The following is a 16,117-nucleotide window of genomic DNA, read 5'->3' on the forward strand; positions in this document are numbered from 1 at the left end:
ACTTTGCATTTTTGAGACGAAACATAGTCACTCCACCATTGCATGAGAACCACCCGTTCAGTGAGATACTCTGCACGATTGTAGGCTGCAATTATTTCATCTTTCTTCGAGTGGGCAAGGGCGGCTTCTAAGACATCAGTCCTAAACTTGCCAGACTCCTCAGCAGCCGTTCTAGCAATGGATCGCATACCGTGAGCTACAAGCTCACCTCCGAAACCCATACGGATTATGGCCGCATTAGCTGTTTGTTCATGCATGTGATTGAGTGGAGCTTTGATACTGGGGAACACCCACTCTCTATGCCCGCTGATGACTTTCATTAAATCCAAAACTCGCAAAGCTTCTTTGCTCAGTGGAACTTTGTGAGGCTTCTTCATTTTCATAAACTCCGCCGGGATGTTCCACATGCCAGTTTCAATATCAATATCTGACCATCTTGTGCGAACAGCTTCACCTGGGCGAACCCATGTGAGAAGTTGCCACTCAATCAGTAGCCTTGTTTCCAAACGGATAGAAGCATTGTTTAGAGCAACCAAGAAGCGAGGGAGTTCGGAAGGGGGTAATGCTGGCATATTCTGTTTTTTTGGCTTGCTGAACCGTTGCCCCAGGTTGTCTGCCGGGTTGAATTCTATGAGTTCTTCTGTTGCTGCATAGCGGAAAATTTCATTCAGGCGGGATATGATGCGGCGAAGTGTTTCAAGGACACCTCGTTTTTCTATGGGTTCTAAATGCTGTTTAAGCATTTTAGGGCGAATCTCCTTAATTGGGGTATCACCCAATGTGGAAAAGATATTTCTCTCTAGGCTTCGCCAGATGTCGTTAGCATGATCTTGGGAGATGCCTGACGTTTTGACTTTCTCATCAAGCCACTTCTTGGCTACTGCTTGAAATGTATGTTCCGTGGCATCTTTCAGTGCATTGGCTTTTTGGTTGTTATGAACTTGGGGGTCTATACCATTTGTAAGCAACGACAAGTATTCATCACGTAAAGCTCGTGCCTTCGCAAGTGTAAGGTGAGGATAGGTTCCTAAGCTCACCTTAGTTCGCTTTTTGGTCACAGGCACTGCATATCTGAAATACCAATTTTTCTTCCCTCCCTTCGCCAGGGGAGCGATTCGCAACAGCAAACCATCGCCGTCAAAAAGGTTAACCTCTTTTTCGGCAGGTTTGGTGCTTTTGATTTCAGTGTCAGTGAGCTTCTTAGCGATTTTGGCCATGTTTGGGACCCTCGATTTTAGGACCCATCTTCGTGGGTCCCATTCAGGGTGCCATAACTCGTAGTTCTCAGCAATTCTCACTAGACTACAATAGACGTAAAAAAGCCCGCAGAGCTTGTGCTGTGCGGGCTTAGTAGACTTTACTGAACTTCAGTACATCAATATTTGGTGGAGCTGGCGGGAGTTGAACCCGCGTCCGAAATTCCTACATCCTCGGTACTACATGCTTAGTCAGTCTTTACATTCGCTTGCCAGCTGCGGACGGACACGCCACTAACAAACTAGCCTGATTAAGTTTTAACGCTTCAACCCCAGGCAGGGCTTCCACGCGATCTCTTTTGGGTTTGACCTCTCTTGATCCCCGTCCTAAGAGCGGAGGCTAGGGAGAGAGGGCTCTAAGCAGGTTATTAAGCTGCTAAAGCGTAGTTTTCGTCGTTTGCGACTATTTTTTGCGGCTTTTTACGAGGCCAACCGCCCCTCGGCATGCACCTTGGGTTTCGCAAATCCCGTCGAATCCAGAATCAGCCCCAATGTGTAAAGGTAAGTATACCAGATTTATGAGCGCCATGACCAGCCTCAATGGCGTTATCGTTAAAGATTTAGCACCCATGTAGCCTGATTTTTATTCGATTAAGCAATGGGATGGCAACATTTGTGTCGGATGTGATAGCCAATAAGATGTTCATTCGCGCCGCCGGAGAGGGAGGCGCGGTGAGGAACTGGTCAATAATTGGAGTGCAGGTTTAACGGTGGGCGTTTTTCATGATACGTGCTTTATCCACCTGCCATTCGCGTTCTTTGATATCTGAACGTTTATCGTGCTGTTTTTTACCTTTGGCGACGCCGATTTTCACTTTGCACCAGGCATTTTTCCAGTACAGGGAGAGCGCCACTACGGTATAGCCTTCTCGATTGACGCGACCGTACAATGAGTCCAGTTCGCGCTGGTTGAGAAGTAACTTGCGGGTACGGGTAGGATCGCACACCACATGCGTGGAGGCCACGGCCATTGGCGTGATGTTAGCGCCAAACAGAAATGCCTCTCCGTCACGCAGAAGGACGTAGCTGTCGCTGATATTGGCTTTTCCTGCGCGCAGGGATTTAACCTCCCAGCCTTGCAGGGCAAGTCCCGCTTCGAACTCTTCTTCGATAAAGTATTCGTGACGGGCGCGCTTGTTAAGCGCGATGGTCGCTGAACCAGGTTTATGTGCTTTTTTCTTCGTCATAAGCGTCGTGAATCATCGGTAATCTGAAATCGAAAACACCCCATATCAATCCTGCGGGGGACAAGGCTCTATCTTAGCATGAACCCGATGTTACCCAGCGCCGGGATAGCGTTTTTTTTACAGCAGGATAAATGATATTATTTGTTGGATTTTTGTTGATGGAAATTGTTATGCCTCAGATTAGCCGGACCGCACTGGTACCCTACAGCGCGGAGCAAATGTATCAGTTAGTGAATGACGTTCAGTCTTATCCTCAGTTTTTGCCGGGTTGTACCGGAAGTCGGATTCTGGAGTCCACTCCTGGGCAGATGACTGCGGCGGTAGATGTCTCTAAGGCTGGGATCAGCAAAACGTTTACTACCCGCAACCAGTTGACCAGTAACCAAAGTATTCTTATGAATCTGGTGGATGGGCCGTTCAAGAAATTGATTGGTGGATGGAAGTTTACGCCGCTGAGCCAGGAGGCGTGTCGTATCGAGTTTCATCTCGACTTTGAGTTTACCAATAAGTTGATTGAACTCGCCTTTGGTCGCGTGTTTAAAGAGCTGGCGTCTAATATGGTCCAGGCTTTTACGGTTCGTGCGAAAGAGGTTTACAGTGCCAGGTAAAATTGCCGTTGAGGTGGCTTATGCGCTACCTGAGAAGCAGTACCTGCAGCGCGTGACGCTGCAGGAGGGCGCGACGGTTGAAGAAGCTATTCGCGCCAGTGGCTTGCTGGAATTGCGTACCGATATCGATTTAACTAAAAACAAAGTCGGCATTTACAGCCGTCCGGCAAAACTAAGCGATAGTGTGCATGATGGCGATCGGGTGGAGATTTATCGCCCTCTCATTGCCGATCCGAAAGAGCTTCGCAGGCAACGAGCAGAAAAATCAGCGAATAAATAACAGACAGAAAAAAGGTGCTCATTGAGCACCTTTTTTAACGTCTTTGAGAGCAACTTTATTATTAGTTACCACTCAGCGCAGGTTTGTTATCAATATTGGTCAACACACCGCTACTGTTAAAGGTCAGCGTCAGCGTTTGCTGCGTTACACCTTCATGACCTGGTTGCTGGCGGAAGACATAGAACCAGGTATTCGTACCAAATGGATCGGACATCAGCGGTGTACCCAATGCGTACGCAACTTGTTGTTGCGTCATGCCAACACGTATTTTGGATACGTCGTTAGCGGTCAGATAGTTCCCCTGGTTGATGTCAGGACGGTAAACCACTCGCTCCAGAGTGGAACAGCCTGCGGTCAACATCAATAGTACTGCTGCTGCAGCAGTCAGCGTTTTACAGCGCATAGTGATTTGATTCCTTTTCGGGCCCGAGCAGTACGTGGCTCATCTGTAATATGCCGATGATAATAGACCTTTCATCACTTTAAAACCTTTTGCTTTCCGGTCTTACGGCGTTTTGCTGTTTACTCTGACCGTGAAGCAGGAAAAAAGTTTACGCTGCAAGCAGTTCTTTCGCATTCGCCAGTGTATTACGTGTGACTTCACTGCCACCAAGCAGGCGCGCCAGCTCTTGTAACCGCGCTTTTTTATTCAGGGATTGCATATGCGTTTCTGTCATCGCACCATCGGTTTCTTTGCTGACAAAATAGTGTTGATGACCACATCCCGCGACTTGTGGCAGGTGGGTAACACACATCACCTGAGTTGATTCGCCGAGTTGACGCAGCAGTTTGCCGACAACTGCCGCTGTTGGACCGCTAATCCCTACATCCACTTCATCAAAAATCAGTGCCGGGGTTTCCATTTTACGCGCCGTGATGACCTGGATTGCCAGTGCGATGCGGGACAATTCACCACCGGATGCGACTTTGGCAATAGGCTGCATTGGCTGACCTGGGTTGGTGGTTACCCGAAACTCAATACGATCGGCACCGTCAGCGCCCAGGTGATGCTCGTCAAATTTAACATCGATCGTAAACTGCCCATGCGGCATTGAGAGCGCATGCATACTGTCGGTGATCAGCTGTGCAAGTTCTTCTGCATATTGCTGGCGTTGTTGGTGTAATGCGCGCGCGATTTCCAGTGCCTGCTGATGATGTTTCGTTACCGCCAGCGCAAGCGTTTCTTGTGAGTCGGCCTGATCGTCCAGTTGCTGCTGTTCTTCCAGTAGCGACTGGTAATACTGTGGCAATGCCTCAGGGCTGACGTGATGTTTACGTGCCAGCGAAATCTGTTTTGAGATGCGCTGTTCAAGTTCAAATAGTCGGTTGGGATCGAGATCCAGACGATCGCAGTAGTGGCGCAGTTCATCGCTGGCTTCAGCAATCTGGATGGTAGCTTCTTCCAGCATATCAAGTACGCCGGACAGTTTGCTGTCCATGCCAATCAATTCGCTCACCAGTTGTTTAGCCGTGTAAAGCTGACTTTGCAGGTTTGCGTCTTCACCGTCGGCCATTAATGCCAATGCATTCTGGCTGGTGGTCAGCAATTGACCGCTGTTCGCCAGACGTTTGTACTCTTCGTCGATTTGTTCAAACTCTCCGGGCTGCGGATTAAATTCGTTAAGTTCTTTTAATTGGTATTGCAGCAGTTCCGCACGGGCAGCGCGTTCCTGACTTAACTGTTGATGATGCGCGAGGTCACGGCAGCTTTGATGCCACAACTGATAACGTGCTGTCATTTCCTGGAGTAGAGAGGTTTCATTGGCATAGCCATCAAGCAGGAACTTTTGGTGCTCGGGTTTGGTGAGTAACTGATGAGCGTGCTGACCATGGATCTGAATCAGCAACTGACCCAGTTCGCGCAGTTGTGACAGAGGAACAGCTGTACCGTTGATGAAACCACGGGAGCGACCATCGCTGCTGAGCACGCGACGAAGCAAACATTCATGCCCGTCTTCAAGCTGGTTTTCTTCCAGCCAGCGCAGAGCCGCTGGCGTATCTTTCAGAGAAAAACGGGCGCACAGGTCAGCGCGAGCAGCGCCGGTACGCACCATGTCGGCTTCAGCGCGACCACCGAGACAAAGAGCGAGGGCATCTATTGCAATAGATTTACCCGCGCCGGTCTCGCCAGTTATTACGGTCATGCCGCTATGAAAATCAATCTCAAGCTCACGAACGATAGCAAAGTTGCTGATGGTCAGTTGTGCCAACATAGTCGTTTTCCTGTATGAAAAACCATTACTGTTATTGTGTACAGTATAAACTGGTTTTATATACAGTAAAGAGGCTGGCGTAAAATTAGAATAATTTTTTTGACCAGCCGAGCTTGGTGCTTAATGTGTTGAAATAACTGTAATCTTTCGGATGAATCAGATTCAGATGGTAATCACAGCGACGAATCAGGACATCTTCACCTTCCTGAATCGGCAGTGCTATCTGGCTGTCGCAACTGATTTCCAGGTCGTTACGGCGATGCGAAAAACGCAGACGGATCGTGCTGCTGCTGTTTATGACCAGTGGTCGTGCTGACAACGTATGCGGGAACATGGGCACCAGGGTAATCGCATCCAGAGAGGGGGTCAGAATAGGACCGCCTGCAGAGAGGGAATAGGCGGTGGAGCCTGTTGGCGTCGAAATAATTAGTCCATCAGATCGCTGAGAAAACGCAAAGATCTCGTCGATATACACTTCGAACTCAATCATATGCGCCACTTTGCCTGGATGAAGCACCACTTCATTTATCGCGGTGCTGATGCGTTTCTGGCAATCTTGCTGACAGACTTGCGCTTCCAGCAAAAAACGTTTCTCGCTGATGTAGTGGCCTTCCAGCACATCGGCTAACTGTTGCTGGGCGTTATCGGGGTCAAGGTCAGTCAAGAAACCCAGGTTGCCACGGTTGATTCCAATAACTTTAATATCGTAACGGGCGAGTGTGCGCGCCGCGCCCAGCATATTACCGTCGCCACCAACGACTACCGCGAGATCAGCTAGTTGCCCAATCTCCGCGAGCGTGCCAGTTTTCACATTCTTCAGTTGCAGTTCGTGAGCGATTTGTTGCTCAACGATGACCTCGTAACCTTTTGTGCACAGCCAGCGGTAGAGCATTTCATGTGTTGTCAGTGCAGTAGGGTGCCGTGGGTGTCCCACAATGCCAATACACTTGAAATGATTATTCATTTTTCCGAGGTCCTTGTTGCGAAGATTGATGACAATGTGAGTGCTTCCCTTGAAACCCTGAAACTGATCCCCATAATAAGCGAAGTTAGCGAGGTGAATGCGAAAAAAACGCGGAGAAATTCATGAGTAGTAAAGAACAGAAAACGCCTGAGGGGCAAGCCCCGGAAGAAATTATCATGGATCAGCACGAAGAGATTGAGGCAGTTGAGCCAGAAGCTTCTGCTGAGCAGGTGGATCCGCGCGATGAAAAAATTGCGAATCTCGAAGCTCAGCTGGCTGAAGCCCAGACCCGTGAACGTGACGGCATTTTGCGTGTAAAAGCCGAAATGGAAAACCTGCGTCGTCGTACTGAACTGGATATTGAAAAAGCCCACAAATTCGCGCTGGAGAAATTCATCAACGAATTGCTGCCGGTGATTGATAGCCTGGATCGTGCGCTGGAAGTGGCTGATAAAGCTAACCCGGATATGTCTGCGATGGTTGAAGGCATTGAGCTGACGCTGAAGTCGATGCTGGATGTTGTGCGTAAGTTTGGTGTTGAAGTGATCGCCGAAACTAACGTGCCGCTGGACCCGAATGTGCATCAGGCTATCGCAATGGTGGAATCTGATGACGTTGCGCCAGGTAACGTACTCGGCATTATGCAGAAGGGTTATACGCTGAATGGTCGTACGATTCGTGCGGCGATGGTTACTGTAGCGAAGGCGAAGTAAATATCTGATGGCCGACGCGAAGTCGGCCATTTTTTTAGCTTAAAAAATCCTGTACTTCCAGCCACGGCGTGTTGAAATCATCTATTTTTTTATATTCGTTCATTGGCAGAACGACCACGTTATAGGTGTCAGATCCTTCATTCAGATCAAAAATCTGAAAGCCCCTTTTATTGAGTTCGGTTTGGATGCGTTCAAAGATTTCGTCAAGGTAGCGGTCTCCGGCTTCACAGACATCGGAGATTTCATCCTCTTGGGTTATTTCGACAAGAAGACTCCTTAATTCCTCAGAAGCTATCAGGTTTTTTGTGAGCTCATAAAAGCGATCTGCAGCAAAATTAGCCAGCTCACCTTCTTCATCTTCACCTTTCCAGTCAACGAGTTGAATTAATCCTTCACCGCGTAGAACCTGTAAAAATGCCTGCGCCAGGTCACGATTCCCGAGATCGCCACCACTGCAATCGAGAACGTCCTGCAATCCATATTCGTCTTCATCTTCGTCTTCAAAGATTTCAGGTTGCGTCGAAAGTTGAGAGAAAATAGTGGGCCATAAGGTTGGGGTGTGCTGTAAAAAAACGCTGGCGACGACGTTGAGATCGTCTGCAAAATCCTTATCCCATTCAATTACATAATCTTCTGACATAACATCAATATCCTTTCCGAATGCTTGAAAAGACATTATTACATTGCTAAGTAAATGACAGGAATTGATGGAATCCTAAAAGACGGCGATAAAAAAAAGGCGAACCGGAGTTCGCCATTGCGTTACTCCGCCACACTCTCGCGCAGCGGTTTCACAGGAAAAACTTTTACCTGCTTAATCATATTGTCCTGTACGTCGAGAATATCTATATCGTACTCGCCAATACGCACGCGGGTGCCTGCGACAGGGATCTCTTCCAGTGCCTCAAGAATGACGCCATTAACCGTGCGGGCATCATCTTCCGGTAGATGCCAGTTAAAGGCTTTGTTGATTTCCCGCACGTTGGCGGTGCCATCGATAATCACCGAACCGTCGTTTTGCGGCGTGACCTCTTCGGCAAGTGTTGGCGACATCGACGTAGTGAAATCGCCGACAATCTCTTCCAGAATATCTTCAACCGTCACCAGCCCCTGAATGTCGCCATACTCGTTGACGACCAGGCCGACTTTCTTTTTGTTGCGCTGAAACTTTACCAACTGCGTGCTGAGCGGCGTACCTTCCGGCACAAAATAGATCTCGTCCGCGGCGCGCAGCATGGTTTCTTTGGTGAACTCTTTTTTCTCCGACATCAACCGCCAGGCTTCACGTACTCGCAGCATACTGATGGCGTCGTCCAGCGAATCACGGTAGAGCACGATGCGCCCGTGAGGTGAGTGGGAGAGTTGGCGCAGAATCGATTTCCAGTCATCGTTGATATCAATACCGATAATTTCACTGCGCGGCACCATGATGTCATCAACGGTCATTTTTTCCAGATCGAGCACCGACAGCAGCATATCCTGATTGCGACGGGAAATTTGTGAGCGTGATTCGTGCACGATAGTGCGCAACTCTTCTTTGCTCAAAGAGCCGCTAACCACGATATCGGTTTTGATACCCATCATGCGCATCAGCATACGGGTGATAGCATTCAGCAACCAGACCAGCGGCATCATCAAAATTTGCAGCGGAGCCAGCAGAAAACTACTCGGGTAAGCGACTTTTTCCGGGTACAGCGCGGCAATGGTTTTCGGCAATACCTCAGCAAATACCAGTACGACAAAAGTCAGCACTCCAGTCGCAATTGCCACGCCCGCATCGCCGTACAAACGCATCCCAACAATAGTGCCGAGCGCGGAGGCAAGAATATTGACCAGGTTATTGCCGATTAACACCAGGCTTATCAGGCGGTCTGGCTTACGCAGCAATTTTTCGACGCGTTTGGCCGAGCGATTACCCTGTTTCGCCATATGTCGCAGACGATAGCGGTTGAGGGTCATCATTCCGGTTTCGGACCCGGAAAAATAGGCTGAAATGACCACCATGATGATCAGAATAATGATCAACGTAGTAGTAGAAATGTGTTCCAGGGGAAACTCCTTTTCTGGGTTTAGCTGATTAACTGCTGGACAATTCGGCTGCCGAAGTAGGCCAGTGTCAGAATTACCGCGCCCGCAACGTTAAACCAGACGACGCGGCGTCCACGCCATCCTTCATGGTAATGTCCCCACAGCAGCACAATATAGACAAACCACGCCACGATAGAGAGCACAGCCTTGTCGATATTTTCCATGCTAAATAGGTTGTGCATGTAGAACAGGCCAGTGCAAAGCGTGAGCGTTAGCAGCACCACGCCAATCTGCGTGATGTGGAACATTTTACGCTCGATACTCATCAATGGCGGCATTTCCTGGTTAAATGCCAGCTTCTTGTTCTTCAGTTGGTAATCAATCCACGCCAGTTGCAGCGCGTACAGGGCGGCGATAATTAGCGTGGCATAGGAAAAGAGCGATAAGCCAATGTGCACCAGCATCCCAGGCGTTGCTTCCAGATGGGTGATGTATTCATTGGGCATGAAGGTCGCCAGCGCCAGGTTGATAAGCGCAAAGGCATAGACAATGGGTAGCAGCAACCAGCCACGATTGCGAGAAGCCACAATGGTCATTACCGTACAGATCATCAAACTGACCAATGAACCAACGTTCAGCAGGCTGAGGTTTTGTCCGCTATCACCGTCGGGCAGGATGCGGGCTTCCAGAGCGATTGCGTGGCAGACCAGCGCAATGACCGCAGAAATAATAGCCATGCGCCGCCAGCCGCCGTTTTTTTGCAGCAGACCGGGAACAATCAGCGCAAGACTGACGGAGTAGGCGACAAGCGCGAGCAGAGCAAAAACGGGCATAGTGATGTCGACAGTTTGAGCAATAAGAAAGAGAAGCAGTATAGCGTCAGGTGAACGCTGCTCCAACCGTTGCATAACAACAAAGACGCCTTCATGTTATACTGCGGCAAAATACTGATGATGTGTCGCGATTGCGGCCAACCGTTTCCACCCCAGGCGAGAGACAATGTTTGATAATTTAACCGATCGTTTGTCGCGCACGCTGCGCAATATCAGTGGCCGTGGACGCCTCACTGAAGACAACGTAAAAGATACGCTGCGCGAAGTGCGCATGGCGCTGCTGGAGGCGGACGTCGCTCTGCCGGTAGTGCGTGAGTTTATCAATCGCGTAAAAGAGAAAGCGGTTGGTCATGAAGTTAATAAGAGCCTGACGCCGGGGCAGGAGTTCGTCAAAATCGTCCGTAACGAACTGGTTGCGGCGATGGGCGAAGAGAACCAGACCCTGAACCTGGCGGCGCAACCGCCTGCGGTCGTGCTGATGGCGGGCCTGCAAGGTGCCGGTAAAACAACCAGCGTTGGTAAACTCGGTAAGTTCCTGCGCGAGAAGCACAAGAAGAAAGTGCTGGTGGTTTCTGCCGACGTTTATCGCCCGGCGGCAATCAAACAGCTTGAGACGCTGGCAGAGCAGGTGGGCGTTGATTTCTTCCCTTCTGATGTTGGTCAGAAGCCGGTAGATATCGTTAACGCGGCGCTGAAAGAAGCCAAACTGAAATTCTACGACGTGCTGCTGGTGGATACCGCTGGTCGTCTGCACGTTGACGAAGCGATGATGGACGAGATCAAACAAGTCCATGCGTCGATTAACCCGGTTGAAACCCTGTTTGTGGTTGACGCCATGACCGGTCAGGATGCGGCCAATACGGCAAAAGCATTCAATGAAGCGTTACCGCTTACCGGCGTAGTGTTGACCAAAGTGGACGGCGATGCCCGCGGCGGTGCGGCGCTCTCTATTCGTCACATCACTGGCAAACCGATCAAGTTTCTCGGTGTTGGCGAGAAAACTGAGGCGCTGGAGCCGTTCCATCCGGACCGCATCGCGTCGCGTATTCTCGGCATGGGCGACGTACTGTCGCTGATCGAAGATATCGAAAGCAAAGTTGACCGCGCGCAGGCAGAGAAATTAGCCAGCAAGCTGAAAAAAGGCGACGGCTTCGATCTCAACGATTTTCTTGAGCAACTGCGCCAGATGAAAAATATGGGCGGCATGGCTAGCCTGATGGGCAAGCTGCCGGGCATGGGGCAGATCCCGGATAATGTTAAGTCGCAGATGGACGATAAAGTGCTGGTGCGTATGGAAGCCATCATCAACTCGATGACGATGAAAGAGCGCGCTAAGCCAGAAATCATCAAAGGTTCGCGTAAGCGTCGTATCGCTGCCGGTTGCGGTATGCAGGTGCAGGACGTGAACCGCCTTCTGAAGCAGTTCGACGACATGCAGCGCATGATGAAGAAAATGAAGAAAGGCGGAATGGCGAAGATGATGAGAAGCATGAAGGGGATGATGCCGCCGGGATTTCCTGGTCGCTAAATGACCTTATGCGACAGAGTTATTAACTGCTGATTGCATTTTCTCCAGAAATCAGTAAAATTTTCGGGCTTTTAATATGACACCGGACTCCGTTCCTCGATGGGGTCCGGTTGTTTTATTCACACAAGAGGATGTTATGGTAACTATTCGTTTAGCACGTCACGGCGCTAAAAAGCGTCCGTTCTACCAGGTTGTTGTCGCTGACAGCCGTAATGCACGCAACGGTCGCTTCATCGAGCGCGTTGGTTTCTTCAACCCAATCGCTAGCGAAAAAGAAGAAGGCACTCGCCTGGATCTGGATCGCATCGCTCACTGGGTTGGCCAGGGCGCAACTATTTCTGATCGCGTTGCTGCGCTGATCAAAGAAGTAAACAAAGCAGCTTAATCTGTCACGGTGGTCATGATGAGCAAACAACTCACCGCGCAAGCACCTGTTGATCCCATCGTTTTGGGGAAAATGGGTTCGTCTTACGGTATTCGTGGGTGGCTCAGAGTGTTTTCTTCCACCGAAGACGCCGAAAGCATTTTTGACTATCAGCCCTGGTTTATCCAGAAGGCGGGTCAGTGGCAGCAAGTCCAACTGGAAAGCTGGAAGCACCACAATCAGGACATGATCATCAAGCTGAAAGGCGTTGACGATCGTGATGCGGCGAACCTGCTGACGAATTGTGAAATTGTCGTGGATTCATCGCAGCTGCCTCAGCTTGAAGAGGGGGACTACTACTGGAAAGACCTGATGGGCTGCCAGGTAGTAACCACTGAAGGCTACGATCTCGGTAAAGTCGTCGATATGATGGAAACCGGATCTAATGACGTTCTCGTCATTAAGGCAAACCTGAAAGATGCGTTTGGTATCAAGGAACGTCTCGTACCGTTCCTCGATGGGCAGGTTATCAAGAAAGTCGATCTCACTACTCGTTCAATCGAAGTAGATTGGGATCCTGGTTTTTAAACCACCGGATAAACGGTAAAAGACGGCGCTATGTGGATTGGCATAATTAGCCTGTTTCCTGAAATGTTCCGCGCAATTACCGATTACGGGGTAACTGGCCGGGCAGTTAAAAATGGCCTGCTGAGCATCCAGAGTTGGAGTCCTCGCGACTTCACGCATGACCGGCACCGTACCGTGGACGATCGTCCTTACGGCGGCGGACCGGGGATGTTAATGATGGTGCAACCCTTGCGGGACGCCATTCATGCAGCAAAAGCCGCGGCGGGTGAAGGCGCAAAGGTGATTTATCTGTCACCACAGGGACGCAAGCTTGATCAAGCGGGCGTCAGCGAACTGGCAACGAATCAAAAATTGATTCTGGTGTGCGGTCGCTACGAAGGTATAGATGAGCGCGTGATCCAAACCGAAATTGACGAAGAATGGTCAATCGGCGATTACGTTCTCAGTGGTGGTGAGTTACCAGCAATGACGCTGATTGACTCCGTTTCCCGGTTTATTCCGGGAGTACTGGGACATGAAGCCTCGGCAACGGAAGATTCCTTTGCTGAAGGATTGCTGGATTGCCCGCACTATACGCGGCCTGAGGTGTTAGAAGGGATGGAAGTTCCGCCAGTGTTACTGTCGGGCAACCATGCCGAGATACGTCGCTGGCGTTTGAAACAGTCGCTGGGCCGTACCTGGCTTAGAAGACCTGAACTTCTGGAAAACCTGGCTCTGACTGAAGAGCAAGCAAGGTTGCTGGCGGAGTTCAAAACGGAACACGCACAACAGCAACATAAACATGATGGGATGGCGTAAGCCCCCGAGATATCAGTTTACCCAGGATAAGAGATTAAATTATGAGCAACATTATTAAGCAACTTGAACAAGAGCAGATGAAGCAGGACGTACCTTCCTTCCGTCCGGGTGATACCGTGGAAGTGAAAGTATGGGTTGTTGAAGGTTCCAAAAAACGTCTGCAGGCATTCGAGGGCGTGGTTATCGCTATTCGTAACCGCGGTCTGCACTCTGCATTCACTGTTCGTAAAATTTCCAACGGCGAAGGCGTTGAGCGTGTCTTCCAGACTCACTCTCCGGTAGTTGACAGCATTTCTGTCAAACGTCGTGGTGCTGTTCGTAAAGCTAAACTGTACTACCTGCGTGAGCGTACTGGTAAGGCTGCTCGTATCAAAGAGCGTCTTAACTAAGATTTCGCTTAAGCGACATCCTGTTAAGAAGGGCTGGCCAATTGGCTGGCCCTTTTTTTGTCTGTTTGCTCGTGTTTTAAGGGGTTGTAATCACCACTGCGACGCGGCGGTTCTCGGCGCGGCCCTGGGCGGTCTTGTTACTGGCTATGGGATATTTTTTTCCTAAACCCTGTGTGGTGAGATTGCTGCGTGGAATTTGTCCACCCATAGCCCATGCATCGGCCACGACATTCGCCCGTTTCAATGATAAGCCTTCGTTGTAACTGTCTTCACCATAGTTATCGGTGTGTCCATCCATACGGGCATGTGTTAGCCCTGTCGAGGCCAATTTGGCTGCCATGGTTTGGATCTGTTGCTGGCTTTCCGGGAGCAATTTGTAGTCATTTTTTGCGAACAGAATGGCATCTGATAAGCCCAGCGACCAGTCGCCGGCGGATTCAGTAAATCCATAAGATTGCATAGCGGCGACTTGCTCAGGAGTAAACTTTCCCTGAGGGGACTGGCAGCCAGTCAGTATTAGTGAGGTGAAAATCAGGGGTGCTACCAGGTGCTTTATCATATCGATATATCCTTGTTATCTCACCAGCTTTTCGGCACGCTGGTGTTTGGCCTGATACATATTGTGATCGGCAAGCTCTTGTAATTTTTCCGCAGAGGCGTGCTCAATGGTCATCGCGTAACCAATGCTTAATGTCATGGTGGTCTGATGGCCATTATGAAGATCAAACGGGAGATTAAAGATTTGTGTCAGTGCTGAGCATATCTGCTGCACTTCAGATTCCGACTGTACATCATAGAGCACCATAGCGAATTCATCGCCGCCCAGGCGGTATGCTTTATGTCGCAGCCCGCCAAATTCAGCTAACCGTTTTGCGATTTCAATCAAGACTCTATCGCCCGTCGCATGACCCCAGGTATCATTGATATATTTGAAATTATCGCCATCAAGAAATAGTAACGCCGACGTTTTTCGGGCATCGGAATTGTTCATCAACGTATTGATGCCGCTACGAAACGCTGCGCGGTTAGCCAGCCCGGTTAATGGGTCATGTAGCGCGGTACGCAGAAGCTGCGCATTTTTGGCCTGTAAACGAAGCTGCCACTCTTCCATTTCATCCAGCAGACTGTTGAAGTCGAGAGCGAAGCGGTGAAACTCAGCGATACGTTCTTCCGAAACTCGTCGGGAAAAATTGCGGTTGGAACGCACATCATGTACGACATCGGTGATATTTTTCAGCGCTTCTACCAGGCCATTGTGCAAATGGCGGGTGAGGGTAATTGCGATGCCTGATGCCAGCAGAATACAACCGGTCAGTACGGCGAGCGAAAACCAGATAAAATGGCTGATTGAACTGTCGCGAGCGGTTAAGCGTACTTCGCCAATGGTTTCACCATTGTGACGAATCGGCTGAATGATGGGGGCGGGGAAGAGCCAGTGGCTTATGAAATTGCTGAAAGTATCGCCTGGATCCTTACGGGTGTAATGCCAGGACGCCAGAATATTTTGCTGCTTATCACGTACTTCTGCAGTTGAAAATTGCCCTTGCTGGCCCAGCGCTGCCAGTGTTTCAGTTGCTGCAGGGCCATCGGCAAAAACGACAGCTGCTTCCAGACTGTAAGTCATTGTTGCTGCTGTCAGTGCCAGGTTTTTTTGCGCGTACTGTTTCAGGGTCAGCACCGAGGTCACGGAAAGCAGCAACCAGATCAGCATCATAGTGATAAATATGCTGGTCATACTGATGTTGCGTAATGCTCTTTTAAACGTGGGGCGCTTATTAAGAGAATTATCGTTATCCATCATTTTTCTTCCGTGCGAGCATTAAGACATCCGGGTTGACCTTTACACCGCTACGCGATAAGGCATCCAGGTTTACGGCAAATCTGACGTCATTATTGTGGATGATCAGACAAAAGGCGCTACCAATAATGCACTCGGTATTTTGTTCGGCAATTAATAATAACGCCTTTGACGGATATTGTTCGGTTAATTCCATCTGGAATGTCGGTGACTCGTTGCCAAAATAAAAACCATTGCAGCCTGAAATCATCGCCTCTTGTTGAGTGTGAATGATGACAGGCAGATAAGGCAAAGATGTCGCGGCATTCTCTTGTAGGGCGGTACTAAAACGTGAAGATGAAAAGATACATAACTTTGGTGGCCCTGATAGCGCAGGCCAGCGGGTGTAACTGACAATACCGGAAACCATCATACGCACGTTTTTCGCAACGTCAGAAGGCTCCTGAGCGAGTATTGGTGCTCCCGTCAGCAGGAGAATCAGAAGTAAGAACAGTCGGTGAGAAAAACGCATTCAGGGATCCCCACCATCTTCGCTCGAAATGCATCGATATTTTTTCAGAATGCTCATTA

At 49.6% G+C, this 16,117-nt stretch carries 19 protein-coding genes and 1 other RNA gene; 8 read left to right on the plus strand and 12 right to left on the minus strand.

Features of this window, described 5'->3' with window-relative positions; genetic code table 11:
- The 3 genes from E0D98_RS14020 to smpB form a co-directional block, all read right to left on the minus strand.
- On the minus strand, positions 1-1,217 hold a 1,217-nt coding region (locus E0D98_RS14020; protein ID WP_131890711.1), incomplete at its 3' end, for an integrase domain-containing protein.
- 166 nt (positions 1,218-1,383) lie between these two features.
- Positions 1,384-1,746, minus strand: a transfer-messenger RNA (tmRNA) gene (ssrA, locus tag E0D98_RS14025).
- Positions 1,747-1,960: 214 nt separating this feature from the next.
- Positions 1,961-2,443, minus strand: coding sequence for an SsrA-binding protein SmpB (gene smpB, locus E0D98_RS14030; protein ID WP_000162574.1), 483 nt, complete (start codon positions 2,441-2,443; stop codon positions 1,961-1,963).
- A 170-nt stretch (positions 2,444-2,613) separates the two neighbouring features.
- Between smpB and ratA the strand changes: the two genes are divergently transcribed.
- Both ratA and E0D98_RS14040 read left to right on the plus strand, forming a co-directional pair.
- Positions 2,614-3,051 carry a type II toxin-antitoxin system toxin RatA gene (ratA, locus tag E0D98_RS14035; RefSeq protein WP_001341638.1) on the plus strand — a complete coding sequence of 146 codons (438 nt, stop codon included), beginning with the start codon at positions 2,614-2,616 and terminating at the stop codon, positions 3,049-3,051.
- A complete protein-coding gene (locus tag E0D98_RS14040) occupies positions 3,041-3,331 on the plus strand; it encodes an RnfH family protein (RefSeq protein ID WP_001117838.1) in 291 nt (96 codons plus the stop codon). Before ratA ends, E0D98_RS14040 begins: the two co-directional genes overlap by 11 nt.
- A gap of 61 nt (positions 3,332-3,392) precedes the next feature.
- Here E0D98_RS14040 and bamE read toward each other — a convergent pair whose 3' ends face one another.
- The 3 genes from bamE to nadK all read right to left on the minus strand — a co-directional run bounded on the left by bamE (position 3,393) and on the right by nadK (position 6,508).
- Positions 3,393-3,734 carry an outer membrane protein assembly factor BamE gene (bamE, locus tag E0D98_RS14045; RefSeq protein ID WP_001203437.1) on the minus strand — a complete coding sequence of 114 codons (342 nt, stop codon included), beginning with the start codon at positions 3,732-3,734 and terminating at the stop codon, positions 3,393-3,395.
- A 148-nt stretch (positions 3,735-3,882) separates the two neighbouring features.
- Positions 3,883-5,544 carry a DNA repair protein RecN gene (recN, locus tag E0D98_RS14050; protein ID WP_047086987.1) on the minus strand — a complete coding sequence of 554 codons (1,662 nt, stop codon included), beginning with the start codon at positions 5,542-5,544 and terminating at the stop codon, positions 3,883-3,885.
- Between the two features lie 85 nt (positions 5,545-5,629).
- A complete protein-coding gene (gene nadK / locus E0D98_RS14055) occupies positions 5,630-6,508 on the minus strand; it encodes an NAD(+) kinase (RefSeq protein WP_001059169.1) in 879 nt (292 codons plus the stop codon).
- A gap of 122 nt (positions 6,509-6,630) precedes the next feature.
- On the opposite strand from nadK, the gene grpE reads away from it, so the two are divergent.
- Positions 6,631-7,221 (plus strand): nucleotide exchange factor GrpE, encoded by a 591-nt coding sequence (gene grpE / locus E0D98_RS14065; RefSeq protein WP_001300112.1) that lies wholly within the window; start codon positions 6,631-6,633, stop codon positions 7,219-7,221.
- Between the two features lie 34 nt (positions 7,222-7,255).
- Here grpE and E0D98_RS14070 read toward each other — a convergent pair whose 3' ends face one another.
- The 3 genes from E0D98_RS14070 to E0D98_RS14080 form a co-directional block, all read right to left on the minus strand.
- Positions 7,256-7,861, minus strand: coding sequence for a hypothetical protein (locus tag E0D98_RS14070; protein ID WP_001287917.1), 606 nt, complete (start codon positions 7,859-7,861; stop codon positions 7,256-7,258).
- Positions 7,862-7,983: 122 nt separating this feature from the next.
- Positions 7,984-9,270, minus strand: coding sequence for an HlyC/CorC family transporter (locus E0D98_RS14075; RefSeq protein WP_010723175.1), 1,287 nt, complete (start codon positions 9,268-9,270; stop codon positions 7,984-7,986).
- A 20-nt stretch (positions 9,271-9,290) separates the two neighbouring features.
- Positions 9,291-10,082, minus strand: a complete 792-nt coding sequence (locus E0D98_RS14080; protein ID WP_001338897.1) for an inner membrane protein YpjD — start codon at positions 10,080-10,082, stop codon at positions 9,291-9,293.
- Positions 10,083-10,248: 166 nt separating this feature from the next.
- Between E0D98_RS14080 and ffh the strand changes: the two genes are divergently transcribed.
- The 5 genes from ffh to rplS all read left to right on the plus strand — a co-directional run bounded on the left by ffh (position 10,249) and on the right by rplS (position 13,749).
- Complete coding sequence (gene ffh / locus E0D98_RS14085) at positions 10,249-11,610, plus strand: signal recognition particle protein (RefSeq protein WP_000460035.1); 1,362 nt, start codon at positions 10,249-10,251, stop codon at positions 11,608-11,610.
- Positions 11,611-11,746: 136 nt separating this feature from the next.
- Positions 11,747-11,995: a 30S ribosomal protein S16 gene (gene rpsP, locus E0D98_RS14090; protein WP_000256450.1), complete on the plus strand. Its 249-nt coding sequence runs from the start codon at positions 11,747-11,749 to the stop codon at positions 11,993-11,995.
- Positions 11,996-12,013: 18 nt separating this feature from the next.
- Complete coding sequence (rimM, locus tag E0D98_RS14095) at positions 12,014-12,562, plus strand: ribosome maturation factor RimM (protein WP_000043335.1); 549 nt, start codon at positions 12,014-12,016, stop codon at positions 12,560-12,562.
- A 30-nt stretch (positions 12,563-12,592) separates the two neighbouring features.
- Positions 12,593-13,360 (plus strand): tRNA (guanosine(37)-N1)-methyltransferase TrmD, encoded by a 768-nt coding sequence (trmD, locus tag E0D98_RS14100; RefSeq protein ID WP_000264777.1) that lies wholly within the window; start codon positions 12,593-12,595, stop codon positions 13,358-13,360.
- Positions 13,361-13,401: 41 nt separating this feature from the next.
- Positions 13,402-13,749: a 50S ribosomal protein L19 gene (gene rplS, locus E0D98_RS14105; protein ID WP_000065253.1), complete on the plus strand. Its 348-nt coding sequence runs from the start codon at positions 13,402-13,404 to the stop codon at positions 13,747-13,749.
- A 76-nt stretch (positions 13,750-13,825) separates the two neighbouring features.
- Here the strand turns inward: rplS and E0D98_RS14110 are convergent, their stop codons facing one another.
- Genes E0D98_RS14110 through E0D98_RS14120 form a run of 3 tightly spaced genes read right to left on the minus strand, consistent with a single transcriptional unit; the run spans position 13,826 to position 16,058 of the window.
- On the minus strand, positions 13,826-14,308 hold the full coding sequence (locus E0D98_RS14110) for an OmpA family protein (protein WP_000589828.1): 483 nt from the start codon (positions 14,306-14,308) through the stop codon (positions 13,826-13,828).
- A gap of 15 nt (positions 14,309-14,323) precedes the next feature.
- Positions 14,324-15,550 (minus strand): diguanylate cyclase DgcN, encoded by a 1,227-nt coding sequence (dgcN, locus tag E0D98_RS14115; RefSeq protein ID WP_000969032.1) that lies wholly within the window; start codon positions 15,548-15,550, stop codon positions 14,324-14,326.
- A complete protein-coding gene (locus E0D98_RS14120) occupies positions 15,540-16,058 on the minus strand; it encodes a YfiR family protein (RefSeq protein WP_001212391.1) in 519 nt (172 codons plus the stop codon). The genes dgcN and E0D98_RS14120 overlap by 11 nt, the downstream gene beginning before the upstream one ends.
- Positions 16,059-16,117 lie beyond the last annotated feature (59 nt).

The organism is Escherichia sp. KCJ4928 (assembly GCF_004352695.1).
In the GTDB taxonomy this organism is placed as follows: domain Bacteria; phylum Pseudomonadota; class Gammaproteobacteria; order Enterobacterales; family Enterobacteriaceae; genus ECMA0423.

What these genes read in the sequence shown, in the direction of transcription:
- smpB (WP_000162574.1), bottom strand. Translation starts at nt 2,443, where the DNA reads ATGACGAAGAAAAAAGCACATAAACCTGGTTCAGCGACCATCGCGCTT.
- ratA (WP_001341638.1), top strand. Translation starts at nt 2,614, where the DNA reads ATGCCTCAGATTAGCCGGACCGCACTGGTACCCTACAGCGCGGAGCAA.
- bamE (WP_001203437.1), bottom strand. Translation starts at nt 3,734, where the DNA reads ATGCGCTGTAAAACGCTGACTGCTGCAGCAGCAGTACTATTGATGTTG.
- recN (WP_047086987.1), bottom strand. Translation starts at nt 5,544, where the DNA reads ATGTTGGCACAACTGACCATCAGCAACTTTGCTATCGTTCGTGAGCTT.
- nadK (WP_001059169.1), bottom strand. Translation starts at nt 6,508, where the DNA reads ATGAATAATCATTTCAAGTGTATTGGCATTGTGGGACACCCACGGCAC.
- grpE (WP_001300112.1), top strand. Translation starts at nt 6,631, where the DNA reads ATGAGTAGTAAAGAACAGAAAACGCCTGAGGGGCAAGCCCCGGAAGAA.
- E0D98_RS14070 (WP_001287917.1), bottom strand. Translation starts at nt 7,861, where the DNA reads ATGTCAGAAGATTATGTAATTGAATGGGATAAGGATTTTGCAGACGAT.
- E0D98_RS14080 (WP_001338897.1), bottom strand. Translation starts at nt 10,082, where the DNA reads ATGCCCGTTTTTGCTCTGCTCGCGCTTGTCGCCTACTCCGTCAGTCTT.
- ffh (WP_000460035.1), top strand. Translation starts at nt 10,249, where the DNA reads ATGTTTGATAATTTAACCGATCGTTTGTCGCGCACGCTGCGCAATATC.
- rpsP (WP_000256450.1), top strand. Translation starts at nt 11,747, where the DNA reads ATGGTAACTATTCGTTTAGCACGTCACGGCGCTAAAAAGCGTCCGTTC.
- rimM (WP_000043335.1), top strand. Translation starts at nt 12,014, where the DNA reads ATGAGCAAACAACTCACCGCGCAAGCACCTGTTGATCCCATCGTTTTG.
- trmD (WP_000264777.1), top strand. Translation starts at nt 12,593, where the DNA reads ATGTGGATTGGCATAATTAGCCTGTTTCCTGAAATGTTCCGCGCAATT.
- rplS (WP_000065253.1), top strand. Translation starts at nt 13,402, where the DNA reads ATGAGCAACATTATTAAGCAACTTGAACAAGAGCAGATGAAGCAGGAC.
- E0D98_RS14110 (WP_000589828.1), bottom strand. Translation starts at nt 14,308, where the DNA reads ATGATAAAGCACCTGGTAGCACCCCTGATTTTCACCTCACTAATACTG.
- dgcN (WP_000969032.1), bottom strand. Translation starts at nt 15,550, where the DNA reads ATGATGGATAACGATAATTCTCTTAATAAGCGCCCCACGTTTAAAAGA.
- E0D98_RS14120 (WP_001212391.1), bottom strand. Translation starts at nt 16,058, where the DNA reads ATGCGTTTTTCTCACCGACTGTTCTTACTTCTGATTCTCCTGCTGACG.